Origin of the sequence: Bradyrhizobium sp. 1, from assembly GCF_023073315.1 — a bacterium.
In the GTDB taxonomy this organism is placed as follows: Bacteria; Pseudomonadota; Alphaproteobacteria; order Rhizobiales; family Xanthobacteraceae; genus Bradyrhizobium.
Genome location: NZ_JADPJH010000034.1, coordinates 579,348 through 595,800 on the forward strand (window position 1 = coordinate 579,348; position 16,453 = coordinate 595,800).

Annotated in this window: 17 protein-coding genes and 1 tRNA gene; 12 read left to right on the forward strand and 6 right to left on the reverse strand. The window is 64.6% G+C overall.

From position 1 onward, the window contains the following. Positions 1-10: 10 nt before the first annotated feature. The 3 genes from IVB29_RS32725 to IVB29_RS32735 form a co-directional block, all read right to left on the reverse strand. Positions 11-913, reverse strand: a complete 903-nt coding sequence (locus IVB29_RS32725; protein ID WP_247507530.1) for a hypothetical protein — start codon at positions 911-913, stop codon at positions 11-13. Positions 914-934: 21 nt separating this feature from the next. Beyond that, positions 935-1,011 (reverse strand) — tRNA-Arg (locus IVB29_RS32730). A gap of 167 nt (positions 1,012-1,178) precedes the next feature. After that, positions 1,179-2,678: a HAMP domain-containing sensor histidine kinase gene (locus IVB29_RS32735; RefSeq protein ID WP_247507531.1), complete on the reverse strand. Its 1,500-nt coding sequence runs from the start codon at positions 2,676-2,678 to the stop codon at positions 1,179-1,181. A gap of 381 nt (positions 2,679-3,059) precedes the next feature. On the opposite strand from IVB29_RS32735, the gene rpmH reads away from it, so the two are divergent. From rpmH to dapE, 11 genes are all read left to right on the forward strand, one after another. After that, on the forward strand, positions 3,060-3,194 hold the full coding sequence (gene rpmH, locus IVB29_RS32740; protein WP_008542748.1) for a 50S ribosomal protein L34: 135 nt from the start codon (positions 3,060-3,062) through the stop codon (positions 3,192-3,194). A 28-nt stretch (positions 3,195-3,222) separates the two neighbouring features. Continuing rightward, a complete protein-coding gene (gene rnpA / locus IVB29_RS32745) occupies positions 3,223-3,654 on the forward strand; it encodes a ribonuclease P protein component (RefSeq protein WP_247507532.1) in 432 nt (143 codons plus the stop codon). Between the two features lie 13 nt (positions 3,655-3,667). Beyond that, positions 3,668-5,518 (forward strand): membrane protein insertase YidC, encoded by a 1,851-nt coding sequence (yidC, locus tag IVB29_RS32750; protein WP_247507693.1) that lies wholly within the window; start codon positions 3,668-3,670, stop codon positions 5,516-5,518. Positions 5,519-5,616: 98 nt separating this feature from the next. After that, positions 5,617-6,270 carry a ribosome biogenesis GTP-binding protein YihA/YsxC gene (gene yihA, locus IVB29_RS32755; protein ID WP_247507533.1) on the forward strand — a complete coding sequence of 218 codons (654 nt, stop codon included), beginning with the start codon at positions 5,617-5,619 and terminating at the stop codon, positions 6,268-6,270. Continuing rightward, complete coding sequence (locus tag IVB29_RS32760) at positions 6,267-6,629, forward strand: DUF423 domain-containing protein (RefSeq protein ID WP_247507694.1); 363 nt, start codon at positions 6,267-6,269, stop codon at positions 6,627-6,629. The genes yihA and IVB29_RS32760 overlap by 4 nt, the downstream gene beginning before the upstream one ends. Before the next feature lie 194 nt (positions 6,630-6,823). After that, positions 6,824-7,711 carry an acetylglutamate kinase gene (gene argB / locus IVB29_RS32765; protein ID WP_247507534.1) on the forward strand — a complete coding sequence of 296 codons (888 nt, stop codon included), beginning with the start codon at positions 6,824-6,826 and terminating at the stop codon, positions 7,709-7,711. A gap of 182 nt (positions 7,712-7,893) precedes the next feature. Further along, entirely contained in the window at positions 7,894-8,880 is a 987-nt protein-coding gene (locus IVB29_RS32770; RefSeq protein ID WP_247507535.1) for a DUF1036 domain-containing protein, read from the forward strand. A 14-nt stretch (positions 8,881-8,894) separates the two neighbouring features. Continuing rightward, entirely contained in the window at positions 8,895-9,590 is a 696-nt protein-coding gene (locus IVB29_RS32775; RefSeq protein WP_247507536.1) for a pyrimidine 5'-nucleotidase, read from the forward strand. Between the two features lie 207 nt (positions 9,591-9,797). Next, entirely contained in the window at positions 9,798-10,643 is an 846-nt protein-coding gene (gene dapD / locus IVB29_RS32780; protein WP_247507537.1) for a 2,3,4,5-tetrahydropyridine-2,6-dicarboxylate N-succinyltransferase, read from the forward strand. Between the two features lie 271 nt (positions 10,644-10,914). Next, on the forward strand, positions 10,915-11,559 hold the full coding sequence (locus IVB29_RS32785) for a DUF805 domain-containing protein (RefSeq protein ID WP_247507538.1): 645 nt from the start codon (positions 10,915-10,917) through the stop codon (positions 11,557-11,559). Then, complete coding sequence (dapE, locus tag IVB29_RS32790; protein ID WP_247507539.1) at positions 11,556-12,722, forward strand: succinyl-diaminopimelate desuccinylase; 1,167 nt, start codon at positions 11,556-11,558, stop codon at positions 12,720-12,722. The genes IVB29_RS32785 and dapE overlap by 4 nt, the downstream gene beginning before the upstream one ends. 96 nt (positions 12,723-12,818) lie before the next feature. On the opposite strand, the gene truA is transcribed toward dapE, so the two are convergent. Genes truA through def form a run of 3 tightly spaced genes read right to left on the reverse strand, consistent with a single transcriptional unit; the run spans position 12,819 to position 15,028 of the window. Then, entirely contained in the window at positions 12,819-13,556 is a 738-nt protein-coding gene (gene truA / locus IVB29_RS32795) for a tRNA pseudouridine(38-40) synthase TruA (RefSeq protein WP_247507540.1), read from the reverse strand. Then, positions 13,556-14,491, reverse strand: coding sequence for a methionyl-tRNA formyltransferase (fmt, locus tag IVB29_RS32800; RefSeq protein ID WP_247507541.1), 936 nt, complete (start codon positions 14,489-14,491; stop codon positions 13,556-13,558). The genes truA and fmt overlap by 1 nt, the downstream gene beginning before the upstream one ends. Before the next feature lie 12 nt (positions 14,492-14,503). Next, positions 14,504-15,028, reverse strand: a complete 525-nt coding sequence (gene def / locus IVB29_RS32805) for a peptide deformylase (RefSeq protein WP_247507542.1) — start codon at positions 15,026-15,028, stop codon at positions 14,504-14,506. 170 nt (positions 15,029-15,198) lie between these two features. On the opposite strand from def, the gene rmuC reads away from it, so the two are divergent. Further along, complete coding sequence (rmuC, locus tag IVB29_RS32810) at positions 15,199-16,398, forward strand: DNA recombination protein RmuC (protein WP_247507543.1); 1,200 nt, start codon at positions 15,199-15,201, stop codon at positions 16,396-16,398. The last annotated feature ends 55 nt before the right edge of the window (positions 16,399-16,453 follow it).

Consider the following 16,453-nt stretch of genomic DNA (forward strand, 5'->3'; position numbering starts at 1 on the left):
CGCGGCGCCGTTACAATTTTCCATAGACTCGCCCGGCGACCGCCTTCAGGCGCTCGACAGAGCCGGACTCAGGATGCGGCTTGACCGGTGCAAACAGGATCGAAGCCTGCCTGCCGTTCTTCCAGACATAGATGTTGACGGCGTTGCCGTTGCCCTTGGTGCAGGAATGCTCGCCGAACGCTTCACTGCCGAGCTCGGGTATCGCCACGTGCTTGCAGGGGCCAGTGCGTTTCATCATGCTGATGACCGTGTCGCGCGAGATCGCGATCACCGCGACAGTCATGGTGTTGGCCTCGCGATCGAACATCATGCAGCTGCCCGCGCCGGTCCGCTGGACCGTCAGCGTGCTGTTGTCGAGAAAGCCGTCGGCATCGGCGGCCGTGAGCCACTCGCAATTGCCGAACCGCTCGCTGCTCTTGCTCACGCTGGCGACGGCAATTCGCGCGGCGTCAGTGAGCGGTCCGAGCAACGCGTTGTCCGCACGCTGGCCGATCGGATAGACGCTGATCTGCAGAATGTAATCGCCGGACAAGGCGACGACCGAGGCCTCCTGGCGCTCTGCGCCGGCGGCACTCGTTCCGCTCTGGCCCTCGTCGCCGATCCCCACGACTGCGCTGAGCGGCATGCGCTCGCCAAGCGTCTTGACGAAGGTCGCGTACAATTCCCTGGCGCGGTCCTTGTCGGGATTGCGGAACACCGTCAACATCATCGTGTCGCCGCGCCCGCCCTGATAGATGCAGCCGCGGCCGTCCTGATTTGAAATCAGTGACCATTTGAGCGCCGGCATCGCGCGGGCGAGTTCTTGCGCGCCGATGAACGGGCAGGTTTCGGCCGCGCGCACGGGAAGCACCGCGGCGACTGCGAATGCAAGGAACAGGACGAGGCAGGAGAACAGGCGATCGATGGTACGCATGGGATCAAATACCACCGCAAATGGCGCGCCCGGAACGATTCGAACGTCCGACCCTCAGATTCGTAGTCTGATGCTCTATCCAGCTGAGCTACGGGCGCGTTTTTCGCAAACAGCTGTGCGGGCTGGGCCCGCACGCAGCCTCCGGCGAAACCGGAGGGGGTGCGAAAGAGCGCTCTGACTAACCGCTCTTGCCCCGATTGGCAAGGTCCGGGATGGGGAGATTTTGCAGGGAGATGACGGTTTTCGGTGTCGGCCTTTGACCGACTTACGCTCTCGCCCGCTCGTTGCGGATGGAGAGGAGTTCCACGGGGCGGTCGGGGATGACGATCCGGAAGGTGGCGCCGAGGGTGCCTTCGACCAGATGGATGTCGCCGCCATGGGCGCGGACGAGCTCGGCGGCGATGGCAAGACCAAGCCCGCTGCCACCGGGGCGGCCGGAGGTCTGGAACGCCTCGAACAGATGGTCGCGGGTCCTCTGGGGGACGCCGGGGCCGGTGTCGGAGACCTCCAGGATGGCGACAGCGCCCTCGCGCTTGCCCGTGATCCGGATCTGCTGCGCGCCGCCCTCGGCGGACGCATGGCTTTCTAGCGCCTGGGCGGCGTTGCGGACGAGGTTGAGCAGCACGCGGAACAGCTGGTCGGGATCGGCATCGATCGCGAGCCCGCGCTCGATGGCGGCGACCCAGGTGATCGAGGCATCGCTGGCGAGGCCCGCGGTCTCGCGCACCTCCAGCACGACAGGCTCGATCAGGATCAAGCGGCGGTCGGGCGCGGCCTCCTGGGCGCGGCCATAAGACAGCGTCGACTGGCAGAAGGCGATGGCGCGCTCGAGCGAGCGCACCAGCTTTGGCGCAAAGCGCTGCACCCGCGGATCCGGCACGCTGGCGAGCTGGTCCGACAACAGCTGCGCGGAGGCGAGCAGATTGCGCAGATCGTGATTGATCTTGGACACCGCGAGGCCGAGCGCGGCGAGCCGGCTCTTCTGATGCAGCATCGACATCAGATCGCGCTGCATGTCCGACAATTCGCGCTCGGCGACGCCGATCTCGTCGCTGCGCTGGCTCGGCACGATGATCCGCGCCGAGCTTTCGGGGTTTTCGTGGAAGCCGACCAGGCTGGCGGTGAGCCGCCGCATCGGCCGCACGAAGAGATAATGCAGCGCGAAATAGACGAGGCTCGCGGTCAGAACGCCGATAATCAGCGCGACCACCACAACGTTGCGGGAAAAGCGGTACATCTGCTGCCGCAACGGCTGCTCGTCCGTCACGATCTCGACGAACTGGGCATTACCGACGCCGGGGCCGACGATGCGGATCGGCTGGTTGCCGGTCTCCAGCATCATCTGGAACGAGCCGGTGATCGCCTCCCACACGGTCATGTCGCGCAGGTCGACATCGTGCTCGATCGTGGCAGGCAGATTGTCGCTGGCGAGCAGGCGACGCTGCTGGCCCATCTTGATGGCGACGGCGCGGGCATTGATGCTTTTCAGGATCTCGCGCGACAGTGAATCGGGGACCATGCCGAGCGGCGCAGCATCGAGCACCAGCGCCGCCGTGTTGGCGGCCGCCACGCGGTCGTTCAGCCGGTTGACCCAGAAGTTGGCGATCGCGGGGACGTAGAGCAGGATGGCCGCGATCATCACCAGGGGGACGGTCAGCAGCAGCAGCTTGCCGGACAGCCCAAGCCCGGCAGGCCCACGCGGCCGCACCGCCGGTGGGTCCCGCTGATCCGTATCCTGGATCGGCTGGAGGTCTGTCGCTGCCACGAAACTCGTCCTCACTGACTTTCAGATGAAAGATCTTGCCGGTGAACGATCTGGCGGAGGAAGAATGCGGCCCGCCTCCGGCCCGGTCAAATTACGGATCGCTAATCTCCCAAGGTGGGATGTAAGCTCTGATACGGCTATGCGCTACCTCAAGGGTTAAAAACCCCGCACAAACAGCGATATTCACCGGAATCGTGCGCTCTTGCGGCGTTGACGGAAACAAGACGCTCGCTTATAAGCCGACCAAATTGTCCGCGATGACCCGGCGTGATGCCGGGAGCGGCTCTCTTTGGGGCCGAAAAAGGGCCCATTTTGGGCCGCATCTTCCGGGCTTTACCCTTAATTCTACAGGCACATTGCCCGGTCAGCGGAGAGAAACCCGTGAAGCGGACTTATCAACCCAGCAAACTGGTGCGCAAGCGCCGTCACGGCTTCCGTGCCCGTCTCGCGACAGCCGGCGGCCGCAAGGTTCTCGCCGCACGCCGCGCCCGCGGCCGCAAGCGTCTGAGCGCCTGAGCCGGACCCCCATTTTTGGGATTTCATTATGGATCGGCTGAGGCAGCGAGCGGATTTCCTCGCCGTTGCCAATGGCGCGCGGGCGAATAGTCCCGCGTTCGTCCTGCAAAGCCTTGACCGAAAAAGTCTTGACCGCCAAAACCTTGGCCGAGACGACAGCGGCCCGGTCCGGATCGGCTTCACCGTTACCAAAAAGAACGGCAACGCCCCCCAGCGCAATCGTATCCGGCGCCGGCTTCGCGAGCTCGTGAAGCAGCTCGATCCGGTGTCGATGCAGCCTCATCATGATTATGTGCTGGTCGGCCGAAGGGACGCGCTCTCGCGCGACTTCGCCACCATGCTCGACGATCTGCGCATGGCGTTTACGAAGCCCGCGCGGCATACGCACAAGGGACGCGGCCCAAGGACTGACCGCACAAGGCCCAGCCCTGCCCTGGCGACCAGCCGCAAACCGGATTGATGACGAGACAATGATGACCGACAATCGCAATACCATCCTCGCCGTCATTCTGTCGGGCCTCGTCCTGATCGCCTGGCAATATTTCTACAACGTGCCGGCGATGGAGAAGCAGCGCGCCCTGCAGCAGACGCAGGCCGAGCTTCAGAAGACCACGCCGCAGCCGGCGGCGTCCGCAACGCCGGGCACCACGGCCCCGCAACCCGGCAGCGCGGCTCAGCCGTCAGCAGCTCCAGCTGCGAACCAGCAGGCCCAGCCGGTCGTTGCCCGCGATACCGCAATTGCAGCCAGCCCGCGCGTCAAGATCGATACGCCTCGGCTGACTGGCAGCGTATCGCTGAAGGGCGGCCGCATCGACGATCTCGCGCTGGTGCAGTACCGCGAAACGGTCGACCCGAAGTCGCCGGCGATCATCCTCTATTCGCCCTCGGGCACGGCAGAACCCTATTACGCCGAGTTCGGCTGGGTGGCAGCGACGGGCGTGACGTCGAAGATGCCGGACGCCCAGACCGTCTGGCAGCAGGACGGCAGCGGCCCCCTGACGCCGACGACGCCTGCGGTGCTAAAATGGGACAATGGCGAGGGCCTCACCTTCCGCCGCACCATCGCGGTCGACGACCACTATCTCTTCACGATCAAGGACGAGGTGAGCAATGTCGGCAACGCGCCCGTTACGCTCTATCCGTTCGCGCTGATCTCGCGCCACGGCACGCCGCAGGTCTCCGGCTATTACATCCTGCATGAAGGCCTGATCGGCTATCTCGATGGCTTGCAGGAATACGCCTACAAGAAGATCGACGAAGCCAAGTCGGTGAGCTTCAAGGCCACCGATGGCTGGCTCGGCATGACCGACAAGTACTGGGCCTCGGCGCTGTTGCCCGATACCAGTGCGCAGCTTCAGGCGCGGTTCTCCTCGAACCTCAACGGCAACGTCCATACCTACCAGACCGACTATCTGCTCGATCCCGTCACCGTCGCGATCGGCGGCTCGGCGACTGCAAACGCGCGGCTGTTCGCCGGCGCCAAGGAAGCCGGCGTCGTCGGCGTGTTCCCGTTCGCCGGCCTCGGCGGCTACAACAAGGAGCTCGGCCTCAACCATTTCGATCTGCTGATCGACTGGGGCTGGTTCTACTTCATCACCAAGCCGATGTTCCTCGGCCTCGACTTCTTCTACCGCTTCTTCGGCAATTTCGGCATCTCGATCCTGCTCGTGACCGTGATCGTGAAGCTGCTGTTCTTCCCGCTCGCGAACAAGTCCTACGCCTCGATGGCGAAGATGAAGTCGGTCCAGCCGCAGCTTGCGGCGCTGAAGGAGCGCTACCCCGACGACAAGGTGAAGCAGCAGCAGGAGATGATGGAGATCTACCGCAAGGAGAAGATCAATCCGGTCGCCGGCTGTCTTCCCGTTGTGATCCAGATCCCCGTGTTCTTCTCGCTCTACAAGGTGCTGTTCGTCACCATCGAGATGCGGCACGCGCCGTTCTTCGGCTGGATCAAGGATCTCTCCGCACCGGATCCGACCAACCTCTTCACTTTGTTCGGGCTGATCCCGTTCGATCCGACCACGCTGCCGCTGTTCGGCCACTACCTCGCGCTCGGCATCTGGCCGATCATCATGGGCATCACGATGTGGTTCCAGATGAAGCTGAACCCGACGCCTCCGGATCCGACCCAGCAGCTGATCTTCAACTGGATGCCGCTGATCTTCACCTTCATGCTGGCCGGCTTCCCGGCGGGCCTCGTGATCTACTGGGCCTGGAACAACACGCTCTCGGTGCTCCAGCAGAGCTTCATCATGCGCCGCAATGGCGTGAAGGTGGAGCTGTTCGACAATCTCAAGGCGACGTTCGCAAAAAAGGCGACGTAGCCACCGTCATTGCGAGCGCTTCGCTTCCGCCTTCGCTCTTCGAGCTACGGCGGACAAGTCGCTCGCAATGACGAGGTAAACCAACTGAAAGCCTTCGCATGACCGACGACAAAGATGCGAAGCTGATCGAGACCGGGCGAAAACTGTTCGCGCGCGACTGGCAGTTCATCTGGGCTTCGCCCTCGATTGCCACGCTGCCGCCGATGGACGGGCTCGAGGTCGCCTTTGCCGGCCGCTCCAATGTCGGCAAGTCGAGCCTGATCAACGCGCTCACGGGGCGCAACGCGCTCGCACGCACCTCGCATACGCCGGGCCGCACCCAGGAGCTGATCTTCTTCGAGGTCCCCGGGAAGAATGACCTGCGCCTCGTCGACATGCCCGGCTATGGCTATGCCAAGGCGCCCAAATCGCAGGTCGCGTCCTGGACCGAGCTGATCCACAAATTCCTGCTCGGCCGCGCCAGCCTCGCGCGGGTCTACGTGCTGATCGACGCGCGGCATGGGCTGAAGGACGTCGACCTCGATATCCTCGCGACGCTCGACCGCTCCGCCGTGAGCTACCAGATCGTGCTGACCAAGACCGACCAGGTGAAGGCCTCCGAACTCGAGACGCGCATCGCCGAGACCGAGGCCGCGCTCGCCAAGCATCCGGCCGCGTTCCCGAACGTGCTGGCGACCTCGTCGCGCAGCTCGACCGGCATGGAGAGCCTGCGCGCCGCGATGGCGAAGCTGCTGGACGAGCGGAGCAAATAGTGGCCCGCCTCCTGATTGGGCTTGCCGGTTTGATCGGCGCCGCCGGCGTCGTCCTGGCCGCAGCCTCCGCCCATGGCGCCGACGCCAGCCGGCTCGCCTCCGCCAGCGCCATGCTGCTGTTTCATGCAACTGCCATATTGGCCTGCGTCGCATTGCTCGCGCGCGGCCTTCTGCACGGCGGAATTGGACTTATCGCAGCATTCGGCTTCGTGATCGGCACCGCGCTTTTCGCGGGCGACCTGACATTGCGGCAATATGCAGGACACGCGCTGTTTCCGTACGCAGCACCGACCGGCGGGACGGTGATGATTGCGAGCTGGCTCGCCGTGACGCTGGCGGCAGTGGTGGCGAAAAATTAGCACTCGTGTCCCGGACGCGGTGCGGCACGCAGTGCCGCTCCGCAGAGCCGGGACCCAGCAGCCACATGGGCCCCGGCTCTGCAGCGCACCGCCGAATAAGCGCTGCGCTGCGTCCGGGGCACGAAGACCACTTTGCGCCGCGCCCGCCAATCAGATAGAACGCGCACCGACCGACCCGCCAGCGAGACCGTGACATGACCGACATCTCTCCGCTCGACCAGGCCCGCATCCTGTCCGAAGCGCTGCCGCACATGCAGCAGTATGACGAGGAAACAATCGTCATCAAATATGGCGGCCATGCCATGGGCGACGAAGAGGCCGCGAAGAACTTTGCCCGCGACATCGTGCTGCTCGAGCAGACTGCGATCAACCCGGTCGTCGTGCACGGCGGCGGGCCGCAGATCGCGACCATGCTCAAGCGCCTCGGCATCGTCTCGGAATTCGCAGCCGGCCTGCGCATCACCGACGCCGCGACGATCGAGATCGTCGAGATGGTGCTCGCCGGCTCCGTCAATAAGCAGATCGTCGGCTACATCAACGAAGCCGGCGGCAAGGCCGTGGGGCTGTCGGGCAAGGACGCCAACATGGTGAAGGCGTCGAAGACGACGCGCACCATCGTCGACCCGGATTCGAACATCGAGAAGGCGATCGATCTCGGCTTCGTCGGCGACCCCGAGAAGGTCGATCTCACGCTGCTCAACCAGCTGATCGGCTACGAGCTGATCCCGGTGCTGGCGCCGCTCGCGACCTCGAAAGAGGGCCAGACGCTGAACGTCAACGCCGACACCTTTGCCGGTGCCGTTGCCGGCGCGCTGAAAGCAAAGCGCCTGCTGCTGCTCACCGACGTGCCGGGTGTGCTCGACAAGTCGAAGAAGCTGATCCCGCAGCTCTCGGTGAAGGACGCGCGGAAACTGATCGCCGACGGTACCATTTCCGGCGGCATGATCCCCAAGGTCGAGACCTGCATCTACGCGCTGGAGCAGGGCGTCGAAGGTGTCGTCATCATCGACGGCAAGATGCAGCACGCGGTGCTGCTCGAGCTGTTTACCAACACCGGCACGGGAACGCTGATCCACAAGTGAGAGATGAGAAGACGAGAGACGCCGTCATGGCCGGACAAGAGCGCGAAGCGCGTCTTCGCGAAGATGTCCCGGCCATCCACGATGTTTCGTCCCGCGCTGAGAACGTGGATGCCCGGCACAAGGCCGGGCATGACGGGAAGAGAGCAAGGCGACCTCGCCGCTCCCCTCTCGCGCGTTTCCTGATGACGCTGCCGGCCGCAGCCATCTCGTTCGTCTTCTCCTCCGCCCCCGCCTTTGCCGACCTGAAAATCTGCAACCGCATGTCCTATGTCGTCGAGGCCGCGATCGGCATCGACGACAAGGCGGCGACCGCGACGCGCGGCTGGTTCAGGATCGATCCCGCCACCTGCCGCGTGGTGGCGCAGGGTACGCTCACCGCGGACCGCATCCTGCTCAATGCCCGCGCGCTCGGCGTCTATGGCGCGTCCCCGATCCCGCAGAACGGCAGAGACATGCTGTGCGTGGCGCAGGACAATTTCGTCATCGCCGCGGCGCGGCAATGCCGCAGTGGCCAGACCCAGGCTGCCTTCACGCAGGTGACGCCGACGCAGGGCGACGACGGCAACCTCACTGCCTATCTCGCCGAGGATGCCGAATATGACGACGAGCAGGCGCGGCTCGCCGGCATCCAGCGGCTGCTGGTGATCATCGGTTATGACGTCGGCGCAATCGACGGCGTAGACGGACCGAAGACGCAAGCAGCACTGGCCGCGTTCCTGAAGAGCCGCGGGCTGTCGTCCGACGCCGCATCGTCGCCGAATGTCTTCAAGACCATGGTCGACGCGACACAGACGCCCTCCGCAAGCGGCCTGACCTGGTGCAACGACACGCCGCACAAGGTGATGGCCGCGATCGCGACCGACGACGGCAAGGCCGTGACCAGCCGCGGCTGGTACCGCATCGACCCCGGCAAGTGCCTTCATCCCGATGTGACCGGCCAGCCGAAGCAGATCTTCAGCTTCGCCGAGGCGATCGATGCCGACAACCGTGCCATCAAGGTGAAGGACAAGCCGCTGAACTGGGGCGGCGAGAAGCAGCTCTGCACGCGCGAGACCAAGTTCGAGACCGTTGAGCAGACCGACTGCGGCGCGCGCGGGTTTGCGGCGATGGGCTTTGGTGCGGTCGACATGTCGAGCGGCGGCAAGACGCTGCGGTTTGCAGTGCCGTGATTGAGAGAGTTTTGATGAAATCCCCCCGCACCTTCACCCACGTCGACACCTGGGTGTTCGATCTCGACAACACGCTCTACCCGCATCACGTCAATCTTTGGCAGCAGGTCGATGCGCGGATCGGCGAGTTCGTGTGCAACTGGCTGAATGTCGGCCCAGCGGAAGCGCGCAATATCCAGAAGGACTATTACCGGCGCTTCGGCACCACCATGCGCGGCATGATGACCCTGCATGGCGTGCGCGCCGACGACTACCTCGCTTACGTCCACAAGATCGACCATTCGCCGCTGCAGCCGAACCCGGCGCTCGGCGCAGCCATCGCAAAGCTGCCGGGGCGAAAGCTGATCCTGACCAATGGCTCGGTCGATCATGTCGATGCCGTGCTGGCGCGACTGGGCCTCGCCACGCATTTCGACGGCGTGTTCGACATCATCGCCGCCGGCTTCGAGCCCAAGCCGGCGGAGCAGACCTACCGGAAATTCCTCGCCGACCATGCGGTCGACCCGACCCGGGCGGCGATGTTCGAAGACCTCTCCCGCAACCTCACCGTCCCGCACCAGCTCGGCATGACCACCGTGCTGGTGGTGCCCGACGGGACGAAAGAGGTGGTACGCGAGGACTGGGAGCTGGAGGGCCGGGACGCGGCCTATGTCGACCACGTCACGGATGATCTGGCGGGGTTTTTGGGCCGGTTGTCCCACCCCAAGTAGCCGTCATACCCCACGTAGGCGGGGTATCCAATAATCGCAGCTATCTCGATTCATCGCGGCTGCCGCGGCGTACTGGATCACCCGCTCCAGCGCGCAATTGCGCGCAAGGCGGGTGATGACACCGAACCAAGCTTGACTCCGTCGCCTCAAATCCCGAAAAAGCGCTCCAATTCACACAAAGCCACGCCTTCCCGAGAGGAATTCCCGATGTCCCTCCAAGCCCTCGAATCCACCATCAACAGCGCCTTCGACGCGCGTGACGGCATCTCGACCTCCACCAAGGGCGAGGTGCGCGAGGCCGTGGACCAGTCGCTGGAGATTTTGGACAAGGGCGAGGCCCGCGTCGCCGAGCGCGGGGCCGACGGCAAGTGGAAGGTCAATCAATGGCTGAAGAAGGCCGTGCTGCTGTCCTTCCGCCTCAACGACATGGGCGTCATTGCCGGCGGCTCCGGCAATGCGACCTGGTGGGACAAGGTGCCCTCGAAGTTCGAAGGCTGGGGCGAGAACCGTTTTCGCGATGCCGGTTTTCGCGCGGTGCCCGGCGCGATCGTCCGCCGCTCGGCCTTCATCGCCAAGAACGTCGTGCTGATGCCGTCCTTCGTCAATCTCGGCGCTTACGTCGATGAGAGCACGATGGTCGACACCTGGGCGACCGTCGGCTCCTGCGCGCAGATCGGCAAGCGCGTGCACATCTCCGGCGGTGCCGGCATCGGCGGCGTGCTCGAGCCGTTGCAGGCCGAGCCCGTGATCATCGAGGACGACTGCTTCATCGGCGCACGCAGCGAAGTCGCCGAAGGCGTGATCGTGCGCAAGGGCGCAGTGTTGGCGATGGGCGTATTCCTGGGCGCCTCGACCAAGATCGTCGACCGCGACACCGGCGAGATCTTCATCGGCGAAGTGCCGGAATATTCCGTCGTGGTGCCCGGTGCCCTGCCTGGCAAGCCCATGAAGAACGGCCAGATCGGCCCGAGCACCGCCTGCGCCGTCATCGTCAAGCGCGTCGACGAGCGCACGCGGTCGAAGACCAGCATCAACGAGCTGCTGCGGGATTGAGACTCTATCCTCCCCCTCTCTCCGTTCTTACGGGGCCGCGACGAGCTTTGCTCGCGCTGAGAGGGTTGGGGTGAGGGGCTGCTTCAGCAAAGACGGCGGGAGCTGCCCTCGCGGAGGCTCCCCCTCACCCGGAATTCAAGCTACGCTTGAATTCCGACCTCTCCCCGCAAGCGGGGCGAGGTGAAAAGAGCCCGCTGCGCCCCACGTCGAACCCACCCTCCCTCCATCGCGACCAACGACCGGGCGGCACCTCCCGCCCGGAGTCCTTCGCATGGACTGGACCTGGTACCTGTTCCGCTTCGACGATCGCATCAACCGCGCTTTGCTGTGGCAGGCGCTGCTGATTGTCGCGTTGCTGGCGGGCCTGCTGGGGGTGATTGGTCAGGTGATCCATCTCATCAACGCCGAGGGACCGCTGAAACTATCCATCAAGCTCAATTTCGACTTCGGGCTCGACGACCTCTTCAAGCTGGTCGACCCCCGGGCCTACCACGCGCTGGAATCATTCGACCGTGCGACACTGATCCTGAAGGCGTTCGGCTTGTCGCTGTTCTCATGGATTTTCCTGGCGACCGCGATCAAGCGGCTGCACGATCGCGACAGGCGCGGCTGGTGGGTCGTTCCGTTCTTCGTCGTGCCCGGCCTGTACAGCCAGTTCTCGGACCTGCTGCCCGACTCCAACTGGATGCTTCCGTTCAGCCTTGCCGCGTCCATCCTGTGGCTGTGGGGCTTCGTCGAAATGTTCTGCGTGCCCGGCAGCGCGGGTGACAACCGGTTCGGCCCCGACCCGCTCGCTGACATCGCGGACGGCGCCGTGCCGTCCCCTGCAAAAAGCTGGGACCAGCAGCGCGAGATCGAATTTGTGCCGCCCAGCGCTAGCCCACCCGGCGGCATGCATGTTAAGCGGGGCACATGACCGATGCTCTCTCGATTGCCCGCGATCTCATCCGCTGCCCCTCGGTAACCCCTGAAGATGCCGGAGCGCTGGGCGTGCTTGAAACGGCTCTCAACGCCGCAGGCTTCATTTGCCACCGCGTGACGTTCAGCGAAGAAGGCATCGCCGACGTCGACAATCTCTATGCACGGATCGGCACTGACGGTCCGCACCTCACCTTCGCCGGCCACACCGACGTGGTGCCGCCGGGCGACGAAAGCGCCTGGAGCGTCGGCGCGTTTTCCGGCGAGGTAAAAGACGGTTTTCTGCACGGTCGCGGCGCGGTCGACATGAAGGGCGGCATCGCCTGCTCGGTTGCCGCCGTGCTGGAGCATCTCGCCGCCAATGGCGGCAAGCCGCGCGCGGACGGGACGGGCTCGATCTCGTTCCTGATCACCGGCGACGAGGAAGACGTCTCCATCAACGGCACCATCAAGCTGTTGAAGTGGGCGGCCGAGCGCGGCGAAAAATTCGATCATTGCGTTCTGGGCGAGCCCTCCAATGTCGAGACGCTCGGCGACACCATCAAGGTCGGCCGCCGCGGCTCGCAGTCCGGAACGCTCTATGTCGACGGCGTGCAGGGCCACGTTGCCTATCCGCATCGCGCCGCCAATCCGGTGCCGGATATTTCGCGGCTGATCGTTGCGATCTCCGACGAGCCGCTCGACCACGGCAGCGCGCAGTTCCAGGCCTCCAATCTCGAATTCACCTCGGTCGACGTCGGCAACAAAGCCAACAACGTCATCCCCGGCGAGGCCCGCGCAAAGTTCAACATCCGCTACAACGACAATCACACCCAGGCGAGCCTGCGCGAGCTGGTCGAGACGCGGCTGACCAAGGCCTGCGGCAACCGCATCAAGGCCCGCATCGTCTGGGAGCCCTCGAACTCCAACGTGTTCGTGACCAAGCCCGGCCCGTTCACCGATCTCGCGGTGTCCGCGATCGAGGAAATCACGGGGCGTAAGCCGGAGCTGTCGACGTCAGGCGGCACCTCGGATGCGCGGTTCATCTCCAGCTATTGCCCGGTGATCGAGTTCGGGCTCGTGGGGCAGACGATGCATCAAGTGGATGAGCGTGTGCCGGTGGTGGACCTGGAGAAGCTGACGCAGGTGTATCGCGGGATTTTGACGCGGTATTTTGGGTGACTTCTCCCTCGCCCCGTTCTTACGGGAGAGGGTTGGGGTGAGGCGCTGCCTCGGCACATGCGGTGAGAATTGGACTCGCGGAGAGTCCCGCTCCCCTCAATAATCCACCTTCACCAGATACAACCCGTCGGGCGGGGCGACGATGCCGCACGCCGCACGGTCGCGGGCTTCCAGCGCAGCTGAGAGATCATCGGCGGTCCAGCGGCCGTCGCCGACCCAGACCAGCGATCCCACCATCGAGCGCACCTGGCTGTGCAGAAACGAGCGCGCCGAGGTGACAATGGTGATCTCGCGGCCGTCGCGTATCACGTCGAGCTGATCCAGCGTTTTCTCCGGCGATCTCGCCTGGCACTCGGTGTCGCGAAACGTCGTGAAATCATGCTTGCCGAGCAGGCGCTGTGCCGCCGCATGCATCGCGTCAGTGTCGAGCTTGCGCGGCACGCGCCAGGCATGGCCGACATCGAGCGCGAGATTGGCGCGGGTGTTGACGACGCGATAGCGGTAGTGGCGCTTCACGGCCGAGAAGCGCGCCTCGAATGTATCAGGCACGATCTCCGCTTCCAGCACCGCGACTGGATGCGGGCGCAAATGCGCGTTCAGACCATCGCGAAAGCGGCCCTGTGGAAACTGCTTCTCGATGTCGACATGCGCGACCTGGCCGCGCGCGTGCACGCCGGCATCGGTGCGGCCGGCGCCATGCACCCGCACATCCGCGCCGGTCATCGCCTTCACGGCCGCTTCGAGCGCGCCCTGCACCGACGGCAGCGTCTCCTGCACCTGCCAGCCGTAAAACGGCGCGCCGTCATATTCGATGGTGAGCTTGTAGCGGGGCATCAGGCCAGCCGAGAGGGTGGCTTCAACGGCACGCCGCGCAAAAACTCCGCCGCCTGCATGCGGCCCTTGCCTTCGCGCTGGAGCTCGATGATCCGGATGGCGCCCTCGCCGCAGGCGATGGTGAGGAGGTCGTCGAGCACCTCGCCGGGCGCACCGGCTCCCTTCGCCAACTCGCAGCGCAGGATTTTGACGCGCGCATTCTCGCTGACGCCGGCAAGCTCGGCCCAGGCGCCGGGGAACGGCGACAAGCCGTGGATGTGGCGCAGCACCTCGCGCGCGGGCTTCGTCCAGTCGATCCGCGCCTCGGCCTTGTCGATCTTGGCGGCATAGGTGACGCCGTCCTCAGGCTGCTTTTTGAGCTGGAGCCCGCCGCGGGCGAGCGCGGCCATCGCGCGCACCATCAGGTCGGCGCCGAGGCGAGAGAGGCGGTCGTGCAGGTCGGCCGCGGTCATGGTGTCGGTGATCGCGAGCCGCTCGGCCATGGCGACATCGCCGGTGTCGAGGCCGACATCCATCTTCATCACCATCACGCCGCTCTCGGCGTCGCCCGCCATGATCGCGCGGTTGATCGGCGCGGCGCCGCGCCAGCGCGGCAGCAGCGAAGCGTGCAGATTGTAGCAGCCGAGCTTTGGCGCATCGAGGATTGCCTGCGGCAGGATCATGCCATAGGCGACGACCACAGCGGCATCGGCATCGAACGCGCGAAACTCGTCCAGGGCTTCCGGTGTCTTCAGCGTCTTCGGCGTCAGCACGGGAACGCCGAGTCTTCGCGCAGCCTCTTCAACCGGGGTTGGCTGCAATTGCAGCCCGCGCCGCCCGCCGGGCTTCGGCGCTCGGGTGTAGACAGCCACGATCTCGTGGCCGTGCGCGACCAGCTCGAGCAGCGTCGGCACGGAGAAATCGGGCGTGCCCATGAAGATCAGGCGAAGGGGCATGGACGGAGAACCTTACTCCGCCCGCTTGGCGGCCTTCTCGAACTTCTTGATGACGCGGTCGCGCTTGAGCTTTGACAGATAGTCGACGAACAGCACGCCGTTGAGATGGTCGATCTCGTGCTGGATGCAGGTGGCGTAGAGGCCTTCGGCGTCCTCCTCGTGCACCTTGCCGTCCAGATCAATGTAGCGCACGCGCACCTTGGCGGGCCGCTCGACCTCCTCGTAATATTCGGGGATCGACAGGCAGCCTTCCTCGTAGACCGACAAATCCTCGGAGGACGCGATGATCTCGGGGTTGATGAAGACGCGCGGCTCGGGCTTGGTCTCGCCGTCCGGGTCCGGCTTGGCCAGATCCATGGTGATGAGCCGGAGCGGCTGCGCAATCTGGATCGCGGCAAGGCCAATGCCGGGCGCGTCGTACATGGTTTCGAACATGTCGTCGGCAAGCTTGCGGATCTCCGGCGTGACCTTCTCGATCGGCTTGGAGACCAGACGCAGCTGCTTGTCGGGCAGGATGATGATTTCTCTGAGGGCCATGGCCGCGATTTAAGCCGCAAGCCGGATGCGGTCAATGCGGACAGGAACCCCGTTAACCCTCCGCTAACCATAAAACTTCAGGTGTCGTTAACCATAAAAATTAGCGGACTGTTAACCACAAATGTTCGCTATTCGTTCGTGCGGCCGGCCGAATCGGCTAGAAGTACGGCATGAACGAGATCATTTTCATGCTGGGCGACTGGCCGGTGCGCACGATCGATGCGCTGATCGGCTTCGGTGCCCTCGTCCTCATCCTGCTGGTGGTGATTACGGTCGTGATCGCGCGATCCGGACGGCGCGGCGCGGAACTCGCGATGGCGAATGCGATCCGCGCGGACGAGCTCGAGGAGCGCATTAGCCAGATGCTGCACGCCCAGAGCGAGTCTTCGGGCCGGGTCGACGCGATGACCCAGGCGCTCGCCGGCCGCCAGGCCGACATGGCGCGCGCGGTCAACGAGCGGCTGGATTCGGTGACCCACCGGGTCGGCCAGTCCATGGAACATTCCACCCGCAACACCATGGAGAGCCTGCGTGCGCTGCACGAGCGGCTCGGCATCATCGACAACGCGCACAAGAACCTCACCGAACTCACCACCCAGGTGACGACCTTGCGCGACGTGCTCGCCAACAAGCAGTCGCGCGGCGCATTTGGACAAGCGCGGATGGAGGCGATCGTCCAAGACGGCCTGCCAAAAGGCGCCTACGAATTCCAGTTCACGCTCTCGACCGGCAAGCGGCCCGATTGCGTGGTGTTCCTGCCCGACCAGCGCCCGCTCTGCATCGACGCCAAATTCCCGCTTGAAGCGATGACCGCGCTGCACGACGCCCGCACCGACGAGGAGAAGCGCATCGCCACGCAGCGGCTGCGCGGCGACGTGATGAAGCATGTCAGCGACATCGCCGAGAAATATCTCGTCACCGGCGAGACCCAGGAGATGGCGCTGATGTTCGTGCCGTCGGAATCGGTCTACGCCGAGATCCACGACGGTTTTGACGACGTGATCCAGAAGGCCTATCGCGCCAAGGTCGTGCTGGTGTCGCCCTCGCTGCTGATGCTCGCGATCCAGGTGATGCAGCAGATCATGAAGGACGCGCGCATGCGCGACGCCGCCGACCAGATCCAGACCGAGGTGATCAAGCTCGGCGACGATCTCGGCCGCCTGCGCGACCGCGTACTGAAATTGCAGAAGCATTTTGCCGACGCCAACGAAGACGTCCGCCAGATCCTGATCTCCGCCGACAAGATCGAGAAGCGCGCGGGCCGGATCGAGGAGCTGGATTTCAGCAAGACCGATGCGTCCGAAGGTCCGCATCTTGTGGCAACCGGCGCGCCGGAGCTGTTTCCGAGGAAGCTCCAGGCCGGGGAGTGAACTTCCTTCACCTCGCCCCGCTTGCGGGGAGAGGTCGGATCGCTCTTGCGATCCG